The organism is Paraliobacillus sediminis (assembly GCF_003426055.1).
On sequence record NZ_QJSI01000001.1, the window covers coordinates 695335 to 718052 of the forward strand.

Sequence of the window (22718 nt, forward strand, 5' to 3'; positions counted from 1 at the left end):
GGGACAGTAACATGCCAAAACACCAAAAGTCATATGTAACGAAGGCAGATTTTATGCTTCATGGCGGCGACTACAATCCTGATCAATGGTTAGATCGACCAGAAATTTTAGCGGATGACATAAAGTTGATGAAACTTTCACATACGAATACGTTTTCCTTAGGGATTTTTGCGTGGAGTACGTTGGAACCTGAAGAAGGTGTTTACAATTTTGAATGGTTGGACACGATCATTGAAAATATTGCGAACATCGGGGGTCGCGTTATTTTAGCTACACCAAGCGGAGCACGTCCAGCGTGGATGTCAGAAAAGTATCCCGAAGTATTACGTGTAAATGAAAGTCGTGTCAAGCAATTACATGGTGGTCGTCACAATCACTGTTTTTCGTCAGTTGTTTACCGTGAAAAAACACAACAGATGAACCGGTTACTTGCAGAAAGATATGGTAAGAATCCTGCATTAATCATGTGGCACATCTCAAATGAATATAGTGGCGAATGTCATTGTGATACATGTCAAGATGCATTTAGAGGATGGTTGAAGGAAAAATACAAGGATGATCTTCAAGCGTTAAACGATGCGTGGTGGGGCCCATTCTGGAGCCATACTTTCTCAGATTGGTCACAGATTGAATCTCCTTCTCCAATTGGGGAGAGTGCTGTCCATGGGTTGAACTTGGATTGGCGCCGTTTCGTAACCGATCAAACGATAGACTTTTATGAAAATGAAATTGTACCAATGCGTGAACTGACACCGGACATTCCAATTACAACGAACTTTATGGCTGATACATTCGATTTAATTCCATTTCAGTCACTCGATTACAGTAAATTCGCAAAGCACCTTGATGTTATTAGCTGGGACGCTTATCCTGCATGGCACAATGACTGGGAATCAACAGCTGATTTAGCAATGAAGATTGGTTTTATCGATGACTTGTATCGTAGCTTAAAGCAAAAGCCATTTCTTTTAATGGAATCAACGCCAAGCTTAGTAAACTGGCATGAAGTAAATAAAGCGAAGCGTCCTGGCATGCACTTACTTTCTTCCATGCAAATGCTTGCGCATGGTTCAGACAGTATCATGTATTTCCAATGGCGCAAATCTCGTGGTTCTTCAGAGAAGTTTCATGGATCAGTAGTTGATCATGATAATAGTTCTGAAAATCGTGTGTTCAAAGAGGTTGCACAAGTGGGTCAAACGTTAGAGAAGTTGTCTGACGTTGTCGGAACAAATCGTCCTGCAGACGTGGCGATTATGTATGATTGGGAAAGCAACTGGGCATTAAATGATGCACAAGGGTTTGGTCTTTCAACGAAACAATACCCACAAACCTTGCAAGAGCACTATCGTACATTCTGGGAACAAGATATTCCAGTAGATGTAATCACAAAAGAACAAGATTTTTCTGATTATAAATTGTTAATCGTTCCGATGCTTTATTTAGTAAGTGAAGCTACGATTGCACGTTTGAAAGCCTATGTTGCTGCTGGTGGTAGATTGGTTATGACTTATATTAGTGGGCACGTGAATGAACATGATCTAACCTTTTTAGGCGGATGGCATAAAGATTTACAAGATATATTTGGTATGAAGCCAACGGAAACAGATACACTGTATCCAAAGGACAAAAATACGGTTACCTATCAAGACAAAAACTATCAAGTGAAGGATTATGCAACTGTCCTTGACTTAGCAACAGCTACTACCGAAGGAATCTATCAAGAAGATTTCTATAAAAATACAGCTGCTGTTACAAGTCATTCCTATCAGGAAGGGAAGTCCTACTATATTGGGGCAAGGCTAGATGAGCAATTCCATCGCGATTTCTATCACGTATTAATTAAGGAATTAGCACTTAAGCCAGTTGTTTCTATTAAACATGGTAAAGGTGTTTCCGTCCAAGCAAGACAAGGAACGGAATCTGACTACGCTTTTGTCATGAACTTTACCGAAGAAGCACAACAAATAGCATTCAATTCTAGCTTGACGGATTTAATCACTGGAGAAGTTGTTTCAGATGAAATCACACTCGAAAAATACGAAGTTAGAATACTAGAACAACCTAGAAAATGAAGCAGGGGACGGTTCTCTGCTTCCTCTATTTTTGTGTTTGGGAGGAAGCAAGGGTCGGTTCTTTGCTTCCTTCCTTCGTTAAATGAAAGCGTTCTATTTAAAGTGTAAAGTGAAGTATAAAAATTTCTGTTTTTCAAAAGAAAGGAAACAGGAAATGGTTCTTTGCTTTGGAAGCAGAGAACCGTCCCCCGCTTCCTTATAAAGGAGATAAGAGATATGAGAAGAAAAGGAAAGCAGTTGAAATTCGTTTACGTATTAATTGCATTTTCGTTGGTGTTTAGCATGCTTGGATTAAATACGAGTTCTGTAAATGCACAAGCTTCATCGACAAACCTACTAACAAATGGTGGATTTGAAACAGACTTTTGGAATGACGGGTCATGGGATGTAACTTCTCAAGGTATGGTTGATGTGAAGCAGTTTGGATATGCGGAAGATGAGTGGATGACCAAAGATGAGGGAGAGTTTGCAACTAATTTTTGGGTGCAAGATACGGCAGAAGGAAATCAATCCTTTACGTTAAGTCAAACAATTACGGCCCTTCCAGCTGGAAGCTACGAGCTTTCTGTAAATGTAATGGGTGGTTCAAATGCTGAAGCTGGTAATGTTAGATTATTTGCAGGAGAAGAAATAGCAAATGTGGTAACTACAACAGGATATAATAATTGGGAAACAGTTACACTGACTTTTGAATTAGCTGAAGATGCAACTGATTTTCAAATAGGAGCAAATGTTGATGGCGAACCGAATGCATATGGTTATTTGGATAGTTTCCAGCTTATATCTACAAACGATGACGGCGAGGATACAGTGACTGTTCCGGATCCAGTAGAAGCTGCTATTTTTGTAGAAAAAGTAGATGGGATGTCTGATGATTTTATCAAAGGTGTGGACGTTTCTAGTATTCTTTCATTAGAAGATAGCGGCGTGAAGTTCTACAACGAAGCAGGGAACGAACAGGATATTTTTGCAACCATGAAGGATTCTGGTGTTAACTATGTCCGTGTACGTATATGGAATGACCCATATGATGCAAATGGAAATGGCTACGGTGGTGGTAATAATGATTTACAGAAAGCGATTGAAATAGGAAAAAGAGCTACACAGAATGACATGAAGCTTTTAGTAGATTTCCACTACTCAGATTTTTGGGCAGATCCCGCGAAACAACAAGCACCAAAAGCGTGGGAAAATCTAAATTTTGAAGATAAGAAAGACGCAGTTTATAACTATACAAAAGATAGCGTCCAGGCTTTACTTGATGCAGGTATTGACGTTGGAATGGTTCAAGTTGGGAATGAAACGAATGGTGGATTTGTCGGAGAAACAGATTGGACAAAGATGAGTGCACTATTTAATGAAGGAAGTAAGGCGATTAGAGATGTAAACGATTCTATTCTTATAGCATTACATTTTACAAACCCAGAATCTTCTGGAAGATATAGTGGGATTGCGGCAACATTGGATGAGAATAATGTAGATTACGATGTGTTTGCTAGTTCTTACTATCCATTTTGGCATGGGACGCTTGATAATTTAACAGCAGTACTTAAAAATGTTGCTGATACGTATGGGAAACAAGTGATGGTAGCTGAAACTTCTTATGTTTACACGGAAGAAGAAGGTGATGGACATGGTAATACAGCACCAAAGGATTCTGGACAAGTATTGAACTATCCGATTACAGTGCAAGGACAAGCGAACGCTTTAAGAGATGTATTCCAAGCAGTTGCTAATGTTGGTGAAGCGGGTATTGGTGTATTTTATTGGGAACCTGCATGGATTCCAGTTGGTCCTGCTGATGAACTAGAAGCAAATAAAGCGATTTGGGAGCAACAGGGTTCAGGCTGGGCGACTAGTTTTGCATCTGAGTATGATCCGGAAGATGCAGGTGAATGGTACGGCGGAAGCGCGGTCGATAATCAAGCGTTATTTGACTTTAACGGCCATCCATTACCGTCATTAAACGTATTTAACTATATCGATACTGGTGCGGTAGCCGGTTTGGAGATTGATAAAGTTAACGATATAACAGTTACTGCTAATCTAGGAGACGCGATAACATTACCGGAAACTGTCACAGCTGTTTATAACGATGGCAGTGAAAAGGACGTTTCCGTAACATGGGACAATGAGGCATTAGAGCAAGCGATAAACAGCGGTGCTGGTATCTATGACATTGAAGGGGTTACGGATGGCGGACACACTGTTGTAGCACATCTTGAAATAAAGCCCATGAATTTTGTAGCTAACCCAGGCTTTGAAGACAGTGATCGTAGTATGTGGATTGTTACCTATCCAAGTGGAACAGCACATACTGACTTTCAAAACAATGCAGCAGATGCTAATTCAGGAGATTATTCCTTACATTTCTATTCTGATACAGGAGTAGACTTTCAAGCAGAACAGACAATTACTGGTTTAGAACCAGGGTATTATAATTATTCGATGTTCTTACAAGGCGGAGACGCTGGCGATTCTGATATGTACATTTATACGAAAACAGCGGATGAAACCCTTGAAACAGAGACAGAGGTTAGTGGTTGGACTAATTGGAACAATCCAGAAATTGGTGACATTCTTGTATTAGATGGAACAATCACGATAGGTGCAGTGATCAAAGCAGACGCAGGGGCCTGGGGAACATTAGATGACTTTAACTTTTATAAAGTAGGAGATTACCAAGTACCAGAAGAACCAAGTGACCAAGATGGGGAAGAGCCAGAGAATCCAGGGGCTGAAGAACCGGAGATAGAGGACCCTGTAACTGAGAATCCAGAAACAGGAGAGCCAGAAGAACCGGAGTCAGAGAATCCAGAAACTGAAACAGATAAAGAAGAACCGGGAATAAAGAACCCAGGTTCAAAAGGATCTGCGGCTGTTAAAGCATCTGATTTAGTTCGAGATGATGCAAGTAAGGTTTACACGTATCCTAAAGCTTCAAAGGTCGTTAAAATTAGCAAAGCAGAGCTAGAGAAATTCGCTGACGGGTATTCCCTTGAGCTTACGGATGGTAACGTGAAAGCTAATATTCCAGCAGCATTGCTTTCAAAAGGTGAAGATATAGCCTTTGAATTTGGTAAAGTATCCGATAAGATTGCCAATAAAAATAAAGATGTTTTGAGTGAGATAATCGATTTCTCTCTTTTAATAGGTGGAGAAGAAGTAACTGATTTTAGTGACACCCCGATTACGATTACATTTAAAATTAACCCAGATAAAGTTAAGAATTGGGATGACCTGAAAGTAGTATATATCGATGATAATGGAGAAAAGAAAGAATTTATCACACCAATTTCATACAACAAGGAGACTGGTGAAGTAATTGCAGAATTGACACACTTTAGTGCATATGGTGTCTTTGAAATTGCTACTGAAGCGACTTCCGATGCTGAATTACCAGATACTGCAACGAATCAGTATAATTGGTTCGTGTTAGGTGGTTTACTATTAATTATTGGTGCAATTACTTTGTTTGTAAGAAGAAAAAGGTTGCAAAGTTAATTAGGAGAATTTCATTCTAACTTTTGGTTCCTTGAAGTAATTTTTAACTTTTATAACATATTTCTAGTTATAAGGTCCTATTCCATTTATGTATGTTGAAATAAATGGAATAGGATGATTTTAATTTTACTATAAGGTTAGAGCATCCTAATTTTTAAAAAAATTAATCCAACACAACATATGTTTAACGAAGAAAAGGATCCGGTTCATGCTAGGATAACGAAAGATGGCTATTCTAAATTCATCGATAAACAAAGTTTTAAAAAGGATTACATAAGGGGGAAATGACGTGAAGAAACTGCTGTTTAATCGAAAGAACAAAAAAACATCAAAGAAAAATCCAAAAGAAAATAAAGCGTTAAAAATGACAAACAAGTCGAAAAAGATAGCCATTTTTAGTTTGCGCAATAAGTCTATCGGAGGTAAATTCGGTTTTATTTTCATTATAATTCTATTATTACTAAGTATCTCGATAGGATTTGTTGCAAAATCCATTTTTACAATTGGTGATGAAGTAAATGCGCTCGATCGAAGAGGTGACCGAGCAATTACCATTACTGAAATAAGTTCAGAGATCAGGGCTAAATCACTTGCTGCTTTTAGTTTTGCGCAATATGGAAGCGAATCATATGTTGATGAATTTAAAGTGAAGCAAGAACTAGTAACCTCAGCCTTAGAGGAGATTAGCGTTAATCTCGATACAGAAAAACAAAAAAAGTTACTAGAAGAAGTAGATAAATTTAATAAAGAAATGGACACACTGTTTTTAGAACAAATAGTAGGGAATTACAGCCCAGATGGTATGTCATTTTACCACATAAATCTATTAGGTGATTCGACAGAAGAAATAATGGCTTATTTAGATGCATTACGCAAAACTGTTAATGAAGAACGAGCAGAATCTGTGAATACAGCAATGTCTAGTCACCGTGCAGCTTTAATTATTTTAGCTGGTTCAATGGTATCTTCTATTGTAATCGGTATCATAATGATTGTATTCGTAAGTCGTTCTGTCGCTACGAATTTGAGAAAGGTAGTGCAAATGAGTGATGATATTGCGAGCGGTAATTTAACGACAGAGCCGTTAACCTACCAAGGAAAAGATGAAATTAGTAAGTTAGGAATATCGATGAATGCGATGCAAAACAATATTAAGCATATCGTTCAACGAATTAGTAAAACAGCCAAAAGCGTTAGTGAACAAAGTGAAGAATTATTACAATCCTCAAATGAAGTGAAAGATGGTTCTGAACAAATTGCAGCAACGATGGAAGAATTAGCTTCAGGTACCGAGACACAAGCTAATTACGCGGGAGATCTAGCTCATACAATGAAAGACTTCACAACGAAAATTACGGAGGCAAGTCAAAGTGGTGAAAAGATTAGCCAAACTACTGGTAAAGTGGTAAAGGAAACCGAAGATGGCAACAAGCTCATGCAACTGTCTATTAACCAGATGACGAGTATCGATGCAATTGTCAAAGAAGCGGTTAATAAAGTGCATGGCTTAGATCTGCAATCAAGAGAAATCACAAAACTTGTTTCAGTAATCAAAGATATTGCAGCTCAAACGAATTTGCTAGCATTAAATGCTGCGATAGAGGCTGCTAGAGCGGGAGAACATGGGAATGGTTTTGCGGTTGTGGCTGATGAAGTTCGAAAATTGGCAGAACAAGTAACCGTTTCGGTCGGAGATATAACGACTATCGTAACCAATATACAAAAAGAATCGTCAACAGTAGCAACGACGTTAGAAGCTGGTTATCAAGAAGTAGAGAGTGGTACTCAACAAATAATAAGCACAGGAGCTACATTCGAATCGATAAAAAATGCAATTGAAACAATGACAACGAATATTAGAATGATGACAAATGGCTTAACGCAAATGGCAAAAGACAGTGATCAAATGAATGGATCAATTCAAGAAATTGCTTCTATATCGGAGGAATCAGCAGCAGGTGTAGAAGAAACGTCAGCATCCGCTGAGCAAGCAACAAGCTCAATGGTAGAAATTGCAGATGGCTCTAATCAATTAGCCCAATCAGCAGAAGAATTAAACGAACTAGTAAAAGAATTTAAGCTATAAGAAATACAGAAGCAGGGGACGGTTCTCTGCTTCTTTTTCATATGTATGTATCAGATGAACAGTAGATATTGAAAATGAAAAAGAAAGAAGATGAGCAGTACAATGATAAATAAATCTAACCTAAAAAGGCTCTCGATAATTTATCAAGAGCCTTTATTGGTGTCCGATATCTGGGTTAAACGTCAATTAAATTCGCGTCTTATTTGTCTTTTTCTATACGATTAGTAAGAGACAGTATCTTTTTTAGCTGCATCAACGACTTGCACCCAAGTTTTGCCGGGATTAAGTGCAATAAGCGTATTATCTAGATAAAAGCTAAGATTTCCGTCTTCCGTTTTCCATGTCCCTTTGACAGCCTGCCCGTCTAAAAAGTAAACTGCTTCTCCATTACCAGTTAACGTTATATCAATTCTTCCACTATTATCACCAGAAATTAATTGCTGGTTAGCATAGGCAACGATAATGTTGTTTGCGCTAATTTGCGTACCGGCAGCTGAAAAAGCGCAAGCGTATCATGTTTATTTAGGCCAATAGGTATTTTCTGCAATTATGTTTGGCTAGTGTTAGTGCCCTGTTATTCCTTGTTTAGACCCACGTATAGGAATAGATAATAATTACCCCTCCTTTGGTTACGGTGTGACATCTGTAACTGTCTTTCTATTTCTACTAAATTCTTTTCATCTGTATCACGTAATATATAACGAATCGGATCTTAAAATAAAGACTGAAACCAGTTCTAATCGAGTTTCTACTGCGAAAGATTGGACAAGTAGTTGTTTTTTCCTTTTTAAACAATTTCTAACTTTTGTTACATTATGGGTAATGCCTTTATTGCTCCAGGATAGCAGGATGCCTTTCACGTATCCCAAATTATCTTTGTTATTATCTGATGCATTTTTATTTTTCATCGCTTCTTTTACTAATGCTTCATCACTATTCGCAATCCATTCAAGAACCTCCTCCGTAATATAAGGACGAACATCACCAAAGTTTTCTATGTAAAAGGTTAATGCTTCTTTTTTTGCACTATGATTGCAAATGGCGTTTGTTGCACGAGTAAGTCATGCGTTGTTTCGCGCATGATTGCTTGATATTCTACAGCCTTAGCAGGAAGGGTTGCTAGTGTATTGCGATTAATCTGATAGAGCGTACTTATTTTTAACATAGATATCTACCCTTTTCAATAGCATAAATAAGAGTAACTAGGATTCGGAGTCACTAGAATGATGTAATAGAATCTTAATATACGTATGATCAAGATGTAGTTTCTCTTCTAGCAATAGACTACTTGTTAAACTTGGAGAAGTAATTCCTCTTTCAATCCGTCCTATAGCCTCCGTACTGATGCCAATTTGATAGGCCAATTCTTCCTGTGACAGCTCATGGATATTTCGTTGATTCTGTATGTATTGCCCATAATTTATTTTAAATTGATCACGTGTCATTTGAAGGCTGTGTAGATAGCCCCTTAGATCAAGAAGTGAATCACTTGCTTGTTTTATGCGAAGAGTTAGGAAATGTGAGGGATGAAGAAACGGACGGTAGAAATTTACCTCGAAATTTTTTGAATAATACTTTCACAGGGATAAAGAATTTATCACTCGAGTTTTTCCAAGGGTTTTCATTTGTTAGTCCTTCCGCTAAGACAATGGTATCGATTTAATAAATTTGATGATTGCCTGTCACTATACAATTTTGTTGAAAGTTGGACTTAGTAACTCAAAATATATTATTTAGCTTTAGGAAATAAAACAAGCAATCTCTAAAGAGATTGCTTGTTTTTGTAATTACTATTTAACCAACTAAAGGAGGATAAATAGTAATATTATCAAAAAAACAATTGACAACGCTTTCTTAAAGAAGGTAAACTTAGTTTAATCGTTATCCTAACTTTTTATAGTTTCAGATACTTTGTTAATTAAATAAAAAAAGAAACAAAAATTTAATTGCTATATTAGGTGTGAAGGAGGAATTAATGAAAAATAATAAAGTTGAATTTAATTATGGATCATTAGGTGATCGGAAATTTAATTGGGTTTTATGAGAGAGCGTTTTATTTAATTGTATAATATCTGACTTTAATTAACTGAAAAGGAATAGTGAAGCCTATATTATTTCAATTAAACCAAAGATAACTTTAGGAGGGACTATAAATGAATAAAAAATTATTAATAGTAACAATATTGTTATTGCTTTTTGTTAGTGTGTTATCAGCTTGTAGCGACAATGAGGCGAATAGTGATAATCCTGATGCGACTACCTTAACTTTCTGGAATAGATTACCGGAATTAACTACGCACTTTGATACTTTTATAGATCAATTTGAAGAAGAATATCCTGATATTGCAATTGATATGGAAACGTTAGGCGCTTCGGGAAACCAACAATATCAAACTGCTATTAAAAATGATGAATTACCAGATATTTTTGTAACAGCAAACGTAACGTCTCTCCAAAATTTAGTTGAACAAGATTTGTTGCATAACTTGAACGACCTTATTGAAGGTGATGTAAAAGAAAAGTTTTATCCAGGTGTATGGTCTGAAAATTTCACAAATATGGGTGATGATATTTATCAGCTACCACTTAATTCAGGTAAAAGCTCCGTTTTGATGTATTATAACAAAGATGTGTTGGAAACATATGGTATTTCAGAAGATCAAATACCGGCAACATGGGAAGAGTTAAAGCAAATTGGTACAGAAATTTACGATCAATCAGGTGGAAGTGTTTATGGACTTATTATGGGAGCTGAAGCTACATGGCTATCTGATATGACTATCAATCAAATGGCTACAAATATCACTCCAGAGGTCCACTCGTCGATAGACTTAGCTCGTCAAATTAATTTCCAAACAGGAAATCCGGATTTTGTGAATGACGGCAACATTGAGACAATCGAGTACTTAAAAGATCTTATGGATGAAAATGTTTTAGCGCCAGCAAGTATTGAATATAATGAACCTACCGCAATAGCAAACTTTGCTGCTGGTAAATCTGCTTTCTACTTCGATGGTAACTGGGGTGGATCTGTCTTAGTAAACGGAGAGTCAGGACCAGGCTTTAACAATTGGGGTGTAGCTCCAATGCCAACAAAAGATGGTGGTGCATATTACAGTGATATGTTAGCTAAAGAGGGGTTAATGGTTTCCAATCACACGGAGCATTGGGAAGAAGTACAAATATTCCTTAACTACTTTATCGAGCATGGTTATGAAGATGTAATTATCAAATCGGGTGCACATGAGCCACCAATTGATATTGAAGTGACTGAAGCACCATTCGAACAATACGCTGAAATAAACAAAATTAACGGTGCAAATAGTATCGCTACCCCTGATATCTATAAACGTAATACAAACACAATTTCTTTTATCCAAGATTATCATGGAGCACTTTCCTATAGTGTAGGATCAATTTTAGCTGGTTATTTGCAAGGTGAAATTGAAGATCCAACAAGTGAACTAGAAAAGGCACAAGAAGAGGCACAACAAGCATTTAATACTGCGGTAGAAGAGCATGAGGTTGAGCAACCCGACTTTGTTTTTGATGATTGGGTACCGTTTGAGCCTTATACATCAGAGTAATTGAATGTACAAAAATTAAAAAGGACGAGAAAAAGTGTAATGCTCGTCCTTTTTAATTTAAAGAAAGGAGAATTAACTTTGGCAAGTGTACCTACAGAAAAAGTATCTATTGCTAGTAATACACAAAAGAAAAAAATATCAAAGAGACAAAGAAGTAGATATATGTGGGCATATATCTTTATACTTCCTCAGGCAATCGTATTTCTTGGTCTATCATTATATCCAATTATTATGAGTTATGTTTATTCATTTTATTCATGGGATGGTGCTAGTTCACTAACAGACTTTATTGGTTTTGCGAATTATATCGAACTATTCCACACGGAGCGATTCTGGAATTCACTTGTAACTACAGTGGTATATATGGTAGGTACAACAGCATTAGGTGTGGGAGCTTCTTTAATTCTGGCAATAGTTCTTAATGCAAAAAATATTGCTGGCAAAGCAATCTATCGGACTATTTATTTTATACCAGTAGTTGCAACGACAGCAATTATCGGTTTAATTATGAAAAACATTTTTGGAGTAGACGGTTCTGTTAATCAAATGATGCAATCTTTAGATCTTATTCAAAAACCAATTCCATGGTTAACAACATCATCGTTAGCAATGATGTTATTAATTATCGTTGGCGCTTGGAAAAACTTAGGTATTAATATGATTTATTGGTTATCAGGTCTGCAAGCTATTCCTGCAGAACTGTATGAATCAGCTCAATTAGATGGGGCAGGATTTTGGAAAACATTAGTTTACATTACCCTACCACTCTTAAAGCCTATCTTAGCTGTCATATTATTATTATCAGTAGTAAGTGGTATGAATGCATTTGACCTAGTAATGACTTTAACCAATGGTAATCCATATCACACTACAGAAACATTAGACCTTTACGTATTTAATTACGCATTTGGTGGTGGCTTAACTGGCGCTACCACGCGTATGGGTTTTGCATCTGCAGCAGGTGTAATGTTAGGGGTCTTTACTTTACTGATTAGTGGTCTGTTTGGGTCAGTTATCTGGTATGTTCGAAAAAAGCAGAAAAAACAAAATTAAACAAAAAAATGAAAGGAGAACACACGCATGATTATATCAAGTAAGTTGATCAGATTTCTCATCCATGCGATTTTAATTTTTCTTGGCCTAATATGGATATATCCATTTATCTGGATGATTTTAGGTTCATTAAAAACCAATTTGGAATTCATTGTATCAGGAAGTCCAATACCGAATGGATTTGCTTGGGAAAATTACTCTCGGGCGTGGGTGGATGCCAATTTCAGTGGTTATTTTTTAAATACGGTGATAATGACAGTTGCGACTGTTTTAATTGTAGTAATTCTTTGTTCACTTACAGGTTATGCGCTAGGTAGAGTGGATTTTCCAGGTAAGAAAGCAATCATAGGAATAGTTGTTGGAATAATGTTTATACCAAAAGGTTATACAATAATTCCTCTATATGAACTTGTGGATCAATTGGGCCTAACGAATTCACTGTTTGGAATAATTTTAGCTGAATCATCTGGGGCACATACGTTATTTGTTCTATTATTTATGTCTTATTTTGCGACGATTCCAAAAGAAATGGAAGAAGCAGCTATTATGGACGGATGTGGCTTTGTTAAAACGTTCTTTAAGGTAATGCTACCTTTAGCAAAGCCTATAATTGCTACTACTGTCATCATGCAATTTATTTGGACGTGGAGTTCCTTCTTAGTTCCAACAGTTCTTACTATTTCAAAACCAGAACTAAGAACATTAGCAGTTGGAATGCAAAACTTTGTTGGACAATACTCCACAGACTGGGCAGGTATGGCAGCAGGTGCTACCATTTCACTTCTACCGGTGTTAATCGTTTTCATTCTAATGCAACGCTACTTTATTGAAGGCGTAGCTGGAGCTGTTAAACAGTAATTTTATCAAAGGATAGAAAAACTCAGATGTAATAACTAGCACAAACGTCTGTTTCTAACTTAAAAGGCCCTCGATAATTTCTCGAGAGCCTTTTTTGATGTCCGATATTCGGGGTGAACTCCGATCAAATAAAACATCATGTCCGTTTCTTTTGTAAAAACCAACTATACGATTAGTAAGAGACAGTATCTTTTTTAGCTGCATCAACGACTTGCACCCAAGTTTTGCCGGGATTAAGTGCAATAAGCGTATTATCTAGATAAAAGCTAAGATTTCCGTCTTCCGTTTTCCATGTCCCTTTGACAGCTCGCCCGTCTAAAAAGTAAACTGCTTCTCCCTTACCTGTTAACGTTATATCAATTCTTCCACTATTATCACCAGAAATTAATTGCTGATTAGCATAAGCGATAATAATGTTGTTTGCACTGATTTGCGTTCCAGTTTCTCTATCCACATGAGGCAGTCCTTCTAAAAAACGATTGTATAGATTTGTCGTAGCATCATACTGGTACTCTATGTGGGTAAAATTGTTATAACTAATTTTTAATGAAGTAGAAGGTAGTGAATTTTTGTAATTGGCATCTTCATCAAATGTAAACTTTTCATTTATAGGATTCTCTTCGAAAGCCTCCAACTGGTTCGTGACAAGATACGCATTGTGCGGGGCATATCTACCGCTATCTCTTATAAAATACTGACTTTGCGTCATCCCATCTATCGTAGGAACCGCGAGCGTACTTAATTTATTGTATGCCTGTGGAGAACCACCAAAGTGGATATAAGGCATATTCCATGATGCTGCAACTGGTAAATAATAATGTCTCGAACTACGAGCAGGCCCTACTTTCTCAGGGATCTCATCATTAAAAAGTGCAAGAAAACGCGTCACATTTCCTTCAACTTCCATCTCATAAACAACATCTGCCTGAACTAGACCCGTATGGGGACGAGCATTAGGAGAGTTTTCAACCATAATAGAGAATTTTATTTTTTCGGTATTGTCCTCTTCTAGAGGTAAACCAGTAGTAACAGAAACTGGACCATATATATCTAGCGGTTGTTTTTCTGTCGCTGTCCGCGTTGAGTTTTCTACATTTCCGGCGCTTTTCATTGCGTTTTCATTTTGATTACAACCAACTAGTAGTAATATTAGTACTAAAATCAATAGATAACAGAGGTTTTTCATTTTAGTGCTTCCTTTCTTATTGTTTTATCTAGGAGGTTTTTCGGATACTTAGGTGCTTTTGAGGTGACCACGCAAGGCCTTGCCGCCTCCTCAGCAACCTTTATATAATGGCTATTCGTTTATAAATCATATTATTTGCTATACTTGCTATTTTACCATGAAGTTAAGGGAAGAAGGGGACGGTTCTCTGCTTCCTTTTTGGTTCTTTTTAATCCAGATTTCATTAAAAATACGGATGCATGGATATGTTTAAACTGTTTTTCTGGAAATAGGCCCATTGTACAAGGTAGGTTTGGAGCGTTTAATCTGAAAGTCAATAAAGATGAATTTCTTGAGGATTGATACATTGAAAGAAGAAGGTTTAATGATGATGATGTTAGAAAGGAAATAGTGAAATTGTTGGGATCGGTAAATAGCGCATGTGAAAATGTTACCAAAATTAGAAATAGATAACATCTTGTATAAAGCAAAAGGAACTGAAGCATTTTTACAACGCCAGGCTTTAAGAATTTTAGGAGTGTCACCGAACCTAATAGTTAAGGCGTAAAAAAAGGAGAAGGAAAGGGAAGGAAGCGGAGAACCGTCCGGGACCGATGATAAAGTACAACTTTTTCAAAATCAAAAAATGTAATTAACAAACGTGGCCATAGAATCGCTTCTAAGCCACGTTCGTCGTGTGCCGAGACATTTATGTACCCCCAAAATAGACCACTTTTCAAAAATAACTACTTTTTCACTGGTCCCGAACCGTCCCCTGCTTCCACCCTGCTTCCTCATATACTGGTGTTAGTGAGGCGAATTGGTTAGTTTTGTTCAAGAAGTTGACATATAAAACGATTAATATATAAAATTTTATATATTACATTGACGCTTTTTTTATGTAGATGTATAATTTAGTCAATGTCATTCATGTGAATAAAAGCACAAGGTTAAATTATCCCTGTTTTGTATTACTTAATCTAACTTGATTTAACTACTCAGAAAGGAGCACAGCAATTGAATATTCAGTGGTTTATTGATGCTCGTAAAGCGCGCGGGTTAACACAAAGTGAACTTGCAGACGGCATTTGTACGCAAGCGACACTTAGCCGGTTTGAAAATAATGGTCAATTACCAAATTTGAAAATATTGATTAAGCTTTGCAATAGAATAAATTTACCTCTTAATGAATTATTTCCAAAAGTAGGTGTGCGCTATTCTGAAGTAGTTGAAAAAATGAATAAAGCTGAATTCTATTTAATCACAAGTAAATATGAAGAAGCGCATCAGCTAATCAATAGTATCGATATTGAAACAATTGAAGACGAACATCTATCATTTCGTTATTACTATTTGAATGGCTTTATTATGATTTTCCGGAAACAGCCGATTATGGATATACTTTTTACTTTTGATCAAGTTTTACTAGAAGAAGAAACGCAGGATTCTTTAATCTTTCGGTTACTAGCATATACTGGGATTGGTATGGTGTACGCTCGAGAAAATGACTTGTCTAAAGCTGAATTTTACTTTAACAAAGTACTTGAGAAGATTTATAACTATCCAGCTCAAAATATGGAAGGGACATGGCGGGTACTAAATATTGTATTTCAATGCGGGGTGTTTTACTCGACGATTGAGGAACTTGAAATAAGTGATGCACTCTTAAACTATGCTGTTACCATTTGTTCCGATAACCATGTTACTTACTATTTAGCACGTGCTGCGATTCAACTTGCTAAAAACGCTATTTTAAAAAATGAAACGAAAGATAAGATCTTGGAGTTAATTTATGATGCTCGTGCTTACTCAAAAGTGAACCGAAATGAAATTGCACTTGCTGAACTTGTCGATCTTGAGCAATCTGTTCTTCAAAACAAGTAGATTATTGAAGAGAGGAGGGTGTATATGCCTCGTTCAGAAGCTTCCATTCATATGATGGGAACAATTATCGATCTTATGATTGACAGCAATGAGAGTAAGCATCTTATAAACCAGGTAATAGATGATTTAAAAGTTTATGGTAAACGGTTTAGTGCGAATCAGCTACAATCTGAATTAATGGCAGTCAATCAGCAAGCAGGTATTTCACCCATTTCTGTTCACACAGAATTGTATCATCTAATTAAATTAGGACAATTGCACAGTACTGCTGAAAGTAGCTTTTTAAATATTGCACTCGGACCATTAATTAAGATATGGCACATCGGCTTTAACGATGCAAAGAAGCCTACAGATTATCAAATAAACACTGTTCTGAAATTAACAGATCCAAATCAAATACAATTACATGATGAAAATAGGACCGTTTTTTTACCACAAAAGGGTATGGAAATTGATTTAGGAGCTTTAGCAAAAGGCTTTATCGCCGATCAAATTATCCAAAAGTTAAGACAAGATAAAGTAAAGACAGCCTATATTAATTTAGGCGGAAACTTTCTTTCGACTGGTTCATCATCAACGCGTAAATCAGGTGAATATCGTATCGGTATTCAAGATCCAAAAAAAGAACGCCATCACTACTTACTTGCAGTCGATACTTCAAATCAATCTGTCGTTACATCTGGTGTATACGAACGTAAGCTAAAACATGATAATAAAAGTTTTCATCATATTTTTGATCCCAAAACGGGTTACCCTATCAAAACGGATATTGCTAGTTTAACAATTGTTTCATCTGCTTCTATTGATGGTGAAATATGGACAACGCGCCTTTTTGGGTATCCCGCTAAAGAGATAACATCATTTGTGAATACTTTAACAAATATTGAATCGATTGTTATCACGAACGATTCTAACATATATATATCAAAAGGATTAAAAGGGAAAATTACACCTTTTACTTCTGCATTAAAAATAATTGATTAACATAGGAGAGGAAGACAAATATAATGAATCATTTCATCGGTTTAGTAGGGACGAATTCTGATAAGTCTACCAATCGTCAGTTATTACAATTTATGAAACAACATTTTAGTGAAAAAGCTACAATCGAAATTGTTGAGATTAGAGATTTACCGCTTTTTAATAAACCAGAAGATAAAACATTACCGCCACTTGTAAAAGAAGTGGCAGATAAGATAGAACAAGCTGATGGCGTTATTATAAGTACACCTGAGTATGATCATGCAGTTCCAGCATCACTTATGAGCGCATTAAACTGGTTATCTTATGGGATTTATCCGTTTGTTGATAAACCTGTGATGATTACGGGTGCTTCTTATGGCACGCTAGGTTCTTCACGTGCACAAGCGCACTTACGTCATATGCTTGATTCACCAGAATTAAAAGCGCGAATTATGCCAAGCTCAGAGTTTCTTTTAAACCATTCGCTACAATCCTTTGATGAAGAAAATAACTTGAAAGATTTTGAAAAAACCGAAGAGCTTTCGAATCTATTTGATGATTTTCTTATTTTTGTAAATATTGTCAATCAATTAGTACATGCACATGGCAGTAATAAAAAAGCTGCTGCAAACTTTTCTTGGGAAAATCAATAAAATAGGAGTGTGATTAATATGAAATTTGTTGGAATTGTCGGATCAAATGCAGAAAAATCGTACAATCGAAAACTACTTCATTTTATCAAAACGAAATATAAAGATCTATTCGAATTGGAAATAGTTGAAATTAAAGATATACCCCTATTTAATCAAAGTAATGACCAGACGCAGAGTGAACCGATCCAAAAATTAAACCAAGCAATTTTAGATGCTGATGGTGTTATTATTGCAACACCAGAGCACAATCATACAATCCCTGCTAGTTTAAAAAGTGTTCTGGAATGGTTATCATTTAATATTCATCCGTTTGATGCTAAACCTGTAATGATTGTAGGAGCTTCCTATTTTGATCAAGGTTCATCTCGCGCGCAACTACATTTACGCCAAATTCTAGATGCACCTGGAGTAAATGCGATCGTTATGCCGGGTAATGAATTTTTGCTAGGTAAAGTAAAAGAAGCTTTTGATGCGAATGATCAACTAAAAGATGCTAATACAATCAAATTCTTAGGAAGTGTTTTAGAGAAGTTCACAGAATTTGTTAGCTTAGTCAATCGTTTAGAGGCACCTAAAGAAGAGCCATTGCCAAAAGAGGATCTACACGCAACGAAAGCGATAGATACTACGATTGCAGATGTTGATATGGCAGCAGAAGACTGGGTTGAACAAGCCGCAAAGAAAGTCAATGCCGTTGAAGGTAATACGTACGTGAAACTAAATCGTGGTATTTTAACAGTAGATCAAATTAATACTTTCCTTGCATCGATGCCAATGGAATTAACTTTTGCAGATGAGAATAATCAATTCTTATATTATAACTATACGAAGGAAGCCGCAGATATGCTGGCAGATCGTGTACCAGGACAGGTTGGAAATCCGCTTGTGCTTTGCCACCCAGAGCGCTCGCTAGGTAGTGTAGAATGGGTTATTCAACAACTTCGTTCTGGTAAGCAAGATGCTGTTCGTGTAAATGTTCCAACACATGGACCAGATAAATTTGTTGTACACAATTATCAAGCAATGCGCGATGAAGAGGGAAATTATAAAGGTATTAATGAATACATTCTTGACTTTAAACCGATTGTCGATTGGTACTTAAAACAAACAGGACTAAAACTTGAAGGTGAAATAGATGCAGGATCAGGCGCATCTGCACAAGACCACAGCGTAGACGCAGGATCCGGAGCAACAGCCAAAGATTAATTAAAGGAAGCATGGGACGGTTCGGGACCAGTGAAAAAGTCCAATTTTTTAAAACCGAAATTTGATAAAGAAAAAACGAGGCTATAGAATCGCTTCTAAGCCACGTTTGGAAGGTAGGGAGACATTTATGACCCCCTAAAAAACATCATTGTTTAAAAATAACTACTTTTCACTGGTCCCGGACGGTTCTCTGCTTCCTTTTGGTTCTTTTTAATCCTGATTTCATATAAAAATATGGATGCTAATTTTGTGGATATGATGGAACTATTTTTTGGAAATAGGTCCGTTGTACAAGGTAGGTTTGGAGTATTTAATCTGAAAGTAGTAGATTTACAGATAATGATGCTAGAAAGGAAATAGTGAAATTGTTTGGATCCGTGGAAATAGCGTAAGTGAAAAGTTTACCTAAATTAAAAAGAGATAACGTGTTGGATAAAATGAAATAAATTGGAAGAAGAGGAAGCGGAGAACCGTCCCCTGCTTCCTCATTGATAGAATTCTACTAATTTATGGCTCATTATTTTGATGTCTCGTTCTAGGGCCAATTGAAATCCTTTTATCGTTAAGTTAGGTAATTGTTGCTCTAAAATAGCTTTACTAATTTGTTCGAAATCTTCTAGCGTCCTGCCTTTATAGACCGAATCTTCATGTTGTAACCAATTCTCATAAATTGGAATATCTCTTATTAATAGTGGTATTTTTGCTGCTAAAGCTTCTAATAATACAATTCCTTCCGTTTCCTCATGGGTCAAAAAAAGAAACAAATCACTGCCTGCATAAGCATCACGTAATTCTTCTCTTGAAATATATCCAGGAAAATAAAGATTAGGCAGTTTGCATGCAATAGCACGCTTTACATTACTCGGTACCATGCGGAGATTCGTATAGCCAAACCAATAAAATTGATAACTTGGCATTTTTTTAGCTAGTTTGACGAAATCAAGAATTCCTTTGCGTTCCATATAATGGCCAACAGATAGTATTACTTTTTGCTCTTCTTTTAATTGATATTTTTTGCGAAAGCGTTGACGTCCTGCTTCTGTCATTTTGAAGTACGCCGTATCAATCCCATTTGTAAGCGAATAGATTGGCGGTTTAATCGTATATGTCCTTAAGATATTTCGGGAGTAATCTGTTGGTGTAATGACGATGTCGCCATGGTTATAACAAAAAATTATCCATCTTTTAAAAAGTGGTGCGAATAGATTTGATCCAATAAATGAATTGCGAAAATCCTCCATAGTAGAATGCGCATAATAAATAATCTTTTTCCCGCTTCTTTTTGCCAACCATGCCATCCATAATGTATTTGGGAAAATGGTATTAAGATGGACAATATCATAGTTTTCTTTCCTATTTGACGTATGCGGGATATGTAATATCTCTAGCGCCTTTTTTTGATGTTTCATCGCTTGACCAATCCCACTCTTGTCGACTAACTTCAAGGAACCGGTATATAAGAGTACTTTCATATTTAACCTCCATTAACTTATCCATGTGAAAAGATTTCTGAAAATCCATTCCAGTCCGAAACTAAATATTGTGATTGGTAGCGGTTTTCCGACTAGAATAATCAGGCTGAATTTTTTATATGTCATTTGGGTTGTACCTGCTAGAAAACATAAATAATCATCAGGTGCAATTGGCGAAAAAATCGCTAGAGTAAAAATCAAATCAAACCGTTTGTGGTTAACCCATTGTTGATATTTTTGACGCAGCTTTTTACTAACAAAAAATGAAATGATGGAAGTGCCATAATTTTTTGCTAAGGCAAAGGTAGCAATAGAACCGAAACAAATACCAATATAATTATAAATTAAGCCCATGACCGGACCGAATATTAAGATTCCGGCAAGACAGCCAATTCCCCCAGGTACAATAGGAAGGATCACTTGTACAAATTGAAAGATAATAAAGAGAATTGGCGCCCAAATGCCAAACTGTCCGAGAAATTTTTCTAACGCATGTTCAGAATAAAATAAATTATGTTTGAATCCATAGATAATAAAGAGTACCGATCCAACTAAAGTTAGTGCGGTGCCAAGCTGCCAAACTATTTTTAATGTGCGTTTTGTGACCATTTAGCATACATATTCCATTTTTAGATAGTATGATGCAATCGTATTTTCATATATATCTTGTATTTTTACAGCAAAGGCTCTTGAGGAGTAGTCCCGAACAATTCCTTGTGCAGCGTTTATCGAAAATTGCTGATAAAGTGTTGGATCTTTTAAAAGTGAACAAACAGCATTACTAAAATCAGTGTAATCAAGGTATTGAAAACCGTTCACGCCGTTAGTTACCACATTTTCTAAGCATGGGTCTTGTCGGCAGATAGCAGGAATCCCACTTGCTAAAGCTTCTATATAGGTAAGTCCCTGTGTTTCGCTATTTGATGCACTTACAAACAAGTCAGCAACTTGATAGTAGGATGCAATGTCTTTTGGCTCTATTAATCCTGTGAATTTCACTTGATGCGTAATGGATAATTGTTCGGCATAATGTTGTAAATAATCACGATGAGGGCCATCCCCAACGATTAAAAAGGTCAACTTTGGGATAGCTAATTGGGCAAAGTAGGATAAAATCTCTTCTATGTTTTTTTCTTTGGCAAGACGGCCAACAAACAATAGAATCTGATGATCGTGAGGAATGTTACATGTGTCAAAAATGAATTGTTTTTTATTCGCAGCTAAACTCTCTGTGAACTGTTTTAAATAAATACCAGTAGGGACAACAGATACGGGCTGATCTATCCTGTAGCTCTGTAAAAGAGCGCGTACCTTTTTAGTTGGTGCAATCACAGTGGTGGCATGTTTTAATATTTTTCTTGTAAATAGCGCAACCATTGCTTTTCCCCATTTATGATTGGGTGAAAAATAGTGCGTATAATCTTCATAAATCGTGTGATAGGTATGCACAATAGGAACGCTTACCATTTTGGCAATGTGTTTCGCAATGCGAAATGTACTAAATTCACATTGACTATGAACAATATCAGGTTGCCACTTGATAATTTCTTCAAGAAATTGATGGTGGGTGGATAATGAAATTCTTGCACCAGGATATATCTTACCAACACTTAAGGAACTCAAATAATAAACGCCATCTTGATGGAATGATTTACTTGATGATGACAATGTTAGAATGCGCACATCATGGCCAAGTAGTTGTAATTCTTTGCGCAAATTCACAATGGATGTCACAACCCCATTTATAACAGGAAGATAACACTCGGTAGTTATCAAAATTTTCATTTGTAATCCCCCAATGTTTGTAATCGTGGAAACAATAGGTATGCCTGTATTAAAATAGTATAAAGAAAGAACATTAAGGGAATATAAATTTGTGTTAAATAATTGTGAAAATTTTGATACGTTTTAGGAATGAAGCGGGGGCAGGGAAGCAGGGGACGGTTCTCTGCTTCCTTTTTAAGGGTACATGAAGCGAAAAACCTAGCCCGTGTAAATCAAAATGAGTGTCAGAAAATTTTATTCCATCCTAATACCAATGAAAGGAATATTTTTATATAGCGAGAGAAGGATGAATTGGAATGAAATGGTCTTCTGTTTGTGAAATATATCCTAATCAATTCGTAAAACAAAGGCTTTGACATCAAAGGTTATGAATGATAGACAAGAAGTGGTAGGAGATGTAGCGCTATAAAATTAAAAAAGGTAGTGA

General features: G+C 36.4%; 18 protein-coding genes and 1 pseudogene. 10 read left to right on the forward strand and 9 right to left on the reverse strand.

The genetic code is table 11. The annotated features are described in order from the left end of the window. Positions 1-11 precede the first annotated feature (11 nt). From D2K60_RS03100 to D2K60_RS03110, 3 genes are all read left to right on the forward strand, one after another. Positions 12-2075 carry a beta-galactosidase gene (locus D2K60_RS03100; protein WP_117168521.1) on the forward strand — a complete coding sequence of 688 codons (2064 nt, stop codon included), beginning with the start codon at positions 12-14 and terminating at the stop codon, positions 2073-2075. A gap of 216 nt (positions 2076-2291) precedes the next feature. Further along, positions 2292-5579, forward strand: coding sequence for a glycosyl hydrolase 53 family protein (locus tag D2K60_RS03105; protein ID WP_117168522.1), 3288 nt, complete (start codon positions 2292-2294; stop codon positions 5577-5579). A gap of 289 nt (positions 5580-5868) precedes the next feature. After that, a complete protein-coding gene (locus tag D2K60_RS03110; protein WP_117168523.1) occupies positions 5869-7665 on the forward strand; it encodes a methyl-accepting chemotaxis protein in 1797 nt (598 codons plus the stop codon). A 221-nt stretch (positions 7666-7886) separates the two neighbouring features. On the opposite strand, the gene D2K60_RS21255 is transcribed toward D2K60_RS03110, so the two are convergent. From D2K60_RS21255 to D2K60_RS21195, 5 genes and pseudogenes are all read right to left on the reverse strand, one after another. After that, positions 7887-8144, reverse strand: coding sequence for a DUF3048 C-terminal domain-containing protein (locus D2K60_RS21255; RefSeq protein WP_117169091.1), 258 nt, complete (start codon positions 8142-8144; stop codon positions 7887-7889). A gap of 207 nt (positions 8145-8351) precedes the next feature. Further along, a complete protein-coding gene (locus tag D2K60_RS21260; protein WP_117168524.1) occupies positions 8352-8705 on the reverse strand; it encodes a DnaD domain protein in 354 nt (117 codons plus the stop codon). Next, the gene (locus D2K60_RS20545; protein ID WP_162880677.1) at positions 8672-8830 is read right to left on the reverse strand and encodes a hypothetical protein; all 159 of its coding nucleotides are present in this window, start codon (positions 8828-8830) and stop codon (positions 8672-8674) included. Before D2K60_RS20545 ends, D2K60_RS21260 begins: the two co-directional genes overlap by 34 nt. A gap of 37 nt (positions 8831-8867) precedes the next feature. Beyond that, positions 8868-9110, reverse strand: coding sequence for a helix-turn-helix domain-containing protein (locus D2K60_RS03125; protein WP_117168525.1), 243 nt, complete (start codon positions 9108-9110; stop codon positions 8868-8870). A gap of 40 nt (positions 9111-9150) precedes the next feature. Next, a pseudogene (locus tag D2K60_RS21195) lies at positions 9151-9324 on the reverse strand (transposase); the annotation flags it as partial. A gap of 494 nt (positions 9325-9818) precedes the next feature. On the opposite strand from D2K60_RS21195, the gene D2K60_RS03135 reads away from it, so the two are divergent. The 3 genes from D2K60_RS03135 to D2K60_RS03145 all read left to right on the forward strand — a co-directional run bounded on the left by D2K60_RS03135 (position 9819) and on the right by D2K60_RS03145 (position 13163). After that, positions 9819-11252, forward strand: a complete 1434-nt coding sequence (locus D2K60_RS03135) for an ABC transporter substrate-binding protein (protein WP_117168526.1) — start codon at positions 9819-9821, stop codon at positions 11250-11252. Between the two features lie 78 nt (positions 11253-11330). Then, positions 11331-12305, forward strand: a complete 975-nt coding sequence (locus D2K60_RS03140; RefSeq protein WP_162880678.1) for a carbohydrate ABC transporter permease — start codon at positions 11331-11333, stop codon at positions 12303-12305. Positions 12306-12332: 27 nt separating this feature from the next. Further along, positions 12333-13163, forward strand: coding sequence for a carbohydrate ABC transporter permease (locus D2K60_RS03145; protein WP_117168528.1), 831 nt, complete (start codon positions 12333-12335; stop codon positions 13161-13163). A 172-nt stretch (positions 13164-13335) separates the two neighbouring features. On the opposite strand, the gene D2K60_RS03150 is transcribed toward D2K60_RS03145, so the two are convergent. Further along, positions 13336-14349, reverse strand: a complete 1014-nt coding sequence (locus D2K60_RS03150) for a DUF3048 domain-containing protein (RefSeq protein WP_117168529.1) — start codon at positions 14347-14349, stop codon at positions 13336-13338. A gap of 996 nt (positions 14350-15345) precedes the next feature. Between D2K60_RS03150 and D2K60_RS03155 the strand changes: the two genes are divergently transcribed. The 4 genes from D2K60_RS03155 to D2K60_RS03170 are packed head-to-tail and all read left to right on the forward strand — an operon-like array spanning position 15346 to position 19034. After that, the gene (locus tag D2K60_RS03155; RefSeq protein ID WP_117168530.1) at positions 15346-16212 is read left to right on the forward strand and encodes a helix-turn-helix domain-containing protein; all 867 of its coding nucleotides are present in this window, start codon (positions 15346-15348) and stop codon (positions 16210-16212) included. A 24-nt stretch (positions 16213-16236) separates the two neighbouring features. Beyond that, on the forward strand, positions 16237-17196 hold the full coding sequence (locus D2K60_RS03160; protein WP_117168531.1) for an FAD:protein FMN transferase: 960 nt from the start codon (positions 16237-16239) through the stop codon (positions 17194-17196). Positions 17197-17219: 23 nt separating this feature from the next. Next, a complete protein-coding gene (locus D2K60_RS03165; RefSeq protein ID WP_117168532.1) occupies positions 17220-17828 on the forward strand; it encodes an NADPH-dependent FMN reductase in 609 nt (202 codons plus the stop codon). Between the two features lie 18 nt (positions 17829-17846). After that, positions 17847-19034 (forward strand): NADPH-dependent oxidoreductase, encoded by a 1188-nt coding sequence (locus tag D2K60_RS03170; protein WP_117168533.1) that lies wholly within the window; start codon positions 17847-17849, stop codon positions 19032-19034. 485 nt (positions 19035-19519) lie between these two features. Here the strand turns inward: D2K60_RS03170 and D2K60_RS03175 are convergent, their stop codons facing one another. From D2K60_RS03175 to D2K60_RS03185, 3 genes are read right to left on the reverse strand one after another with little or no spacing between them, the layout of a single operon-like run. Next, on the reverse strand, positions 19520-20506 hold the full coding sequence (locus D2K60_RS03175) for an LTA glycolipid anchor biosynthesis glycosyltransferase, IagA/BgsA family (RefSeq protein WP_117168534.1): 987 nt from the start codon (positions 20504-20506) through the stop codon (positions 19520-19522). A gap of 12 nt (positions 20507-20518) precedes the next feature. Continuing rightward, positions 20519-21115 carry a TVP38/TMEM64 family protein gene (locus D2K60_RS03180; protein ID WP_117168535.1) on the reverse strand — a complete coding sequence of 199 codons (597 nt, stop codon included), beginning with the start codon at positions 21113-21115 and terminating at the stop codon, positions 20519-20521. After that, positions 21116-22291, reverse strand: a complete 1176-nt coding sequence (locus tag D2K60_RS03185; protein WP_117168536.1) for a glycosyltransferase — start codon at positions 22289-22291, stop codon at positions 21116-21118. It abuts the gene before it with no gap. Positions 22292-22718: the final 427 nt, after the last annotated feature.

What these genes read in the sequence shown, in the direction of transcription:
- D2K60_RS03100 (WP_117168521.1), top strand. Translation starts at nt 12, where the DNA reads ATGCCAAAACACCAAAAGTCATATGTAACGAAGGCAGATTTTATGCTT.
- D2K60_RS03105 (WP_117168522.1), top strand. Translation starts at nt 2,292, where the DNA reads ATGAGAAGAAAAGGAAAGCAGTTGAAATTCGTTTACGTATTAATTGCA.
- D2K60_RS20545 (WP_162880677.1), bottom strand. Translation starts at nt 8,830, where the DNA reads ATGTTAAAAATAAGTACGCTCTATCAGATTAATCGCAATACACTAGCA.
- D2K60_RS03125 (WP_117168525.1), bottom strand. Translation starts at nt 9,110, where the DNA reads ATGACACGTGATCAATTTAAAATAAATTATGGGCAATACATACAGAAT.
- D2K60_RS03135 (WP_117168526.1), top strand. Translation starts at nt 9,819, where the DNA reads ATGAATAAAAAATTATTAATAGTAACAATATTGTTATTGCTTTTTGTT.
- D2K60_RS03145 (WP_117168528.1), top strand. Translation starts at nt 12,333, where the DNA reads ATGATTATATCAAGTAAGTTGATCAGATTTCTCATCCATGCGATTTTA.
- D2K60_RS03150 (WP_117168529.1), bottom strand. Translation starts at nt 14,349, where the DNA reads ATGAAAAACCTCTGTTATCTATTGATTTTAGTACTAATATTACTACTA.
- D2K60_RS03160 (WP_117168531.1), top strand. Translation starts at nt 16,237, where the DNA reads ATGCCTCGTTCAGAAGCTTCCATTCATATGATGGGAACAATTATCGAT.
- D2K60_RS03165 (WP_117168532.1), top strand. Translation starts at nt 17,220, where the DNA reads ATGAATCATTTCATCGGTTTAGTAGGGACGAATTCTGATAAGTCTACC.
- D2K60_RS03170 (WP_117168533.1), top strand. Translation starts at nt 17,847, where the DNA reads ATGAAATTTGTTGGAATTGTCGGATCAAATGCAGAAAAATCGTACAAT.
- D2K60_RS03175 (WP_117168534.1), bottom strand. Translation starts at nt 20,506, where the DNA reads ATGAAAGTACTCTTATATACCGGTTCCTTGAAGTTAGTCGACAAGAGT.
- D2K60_RS03180 (WP_117168535.1), bottom strand. Translation starts at nt 21,115, where the DNA reads ATGGTCACAAAACGCACATTAAAAATAGTTTGGCAGCTTGGCACCGCA.
- D2K60_RS03185 (WP_117168536.1), bottom strand. Translation starts at nt 22,291, where the DNA reads ATGAAAATTTTGATAACTACCGAGTGTTATCTTCCTGTTATAAATGGG.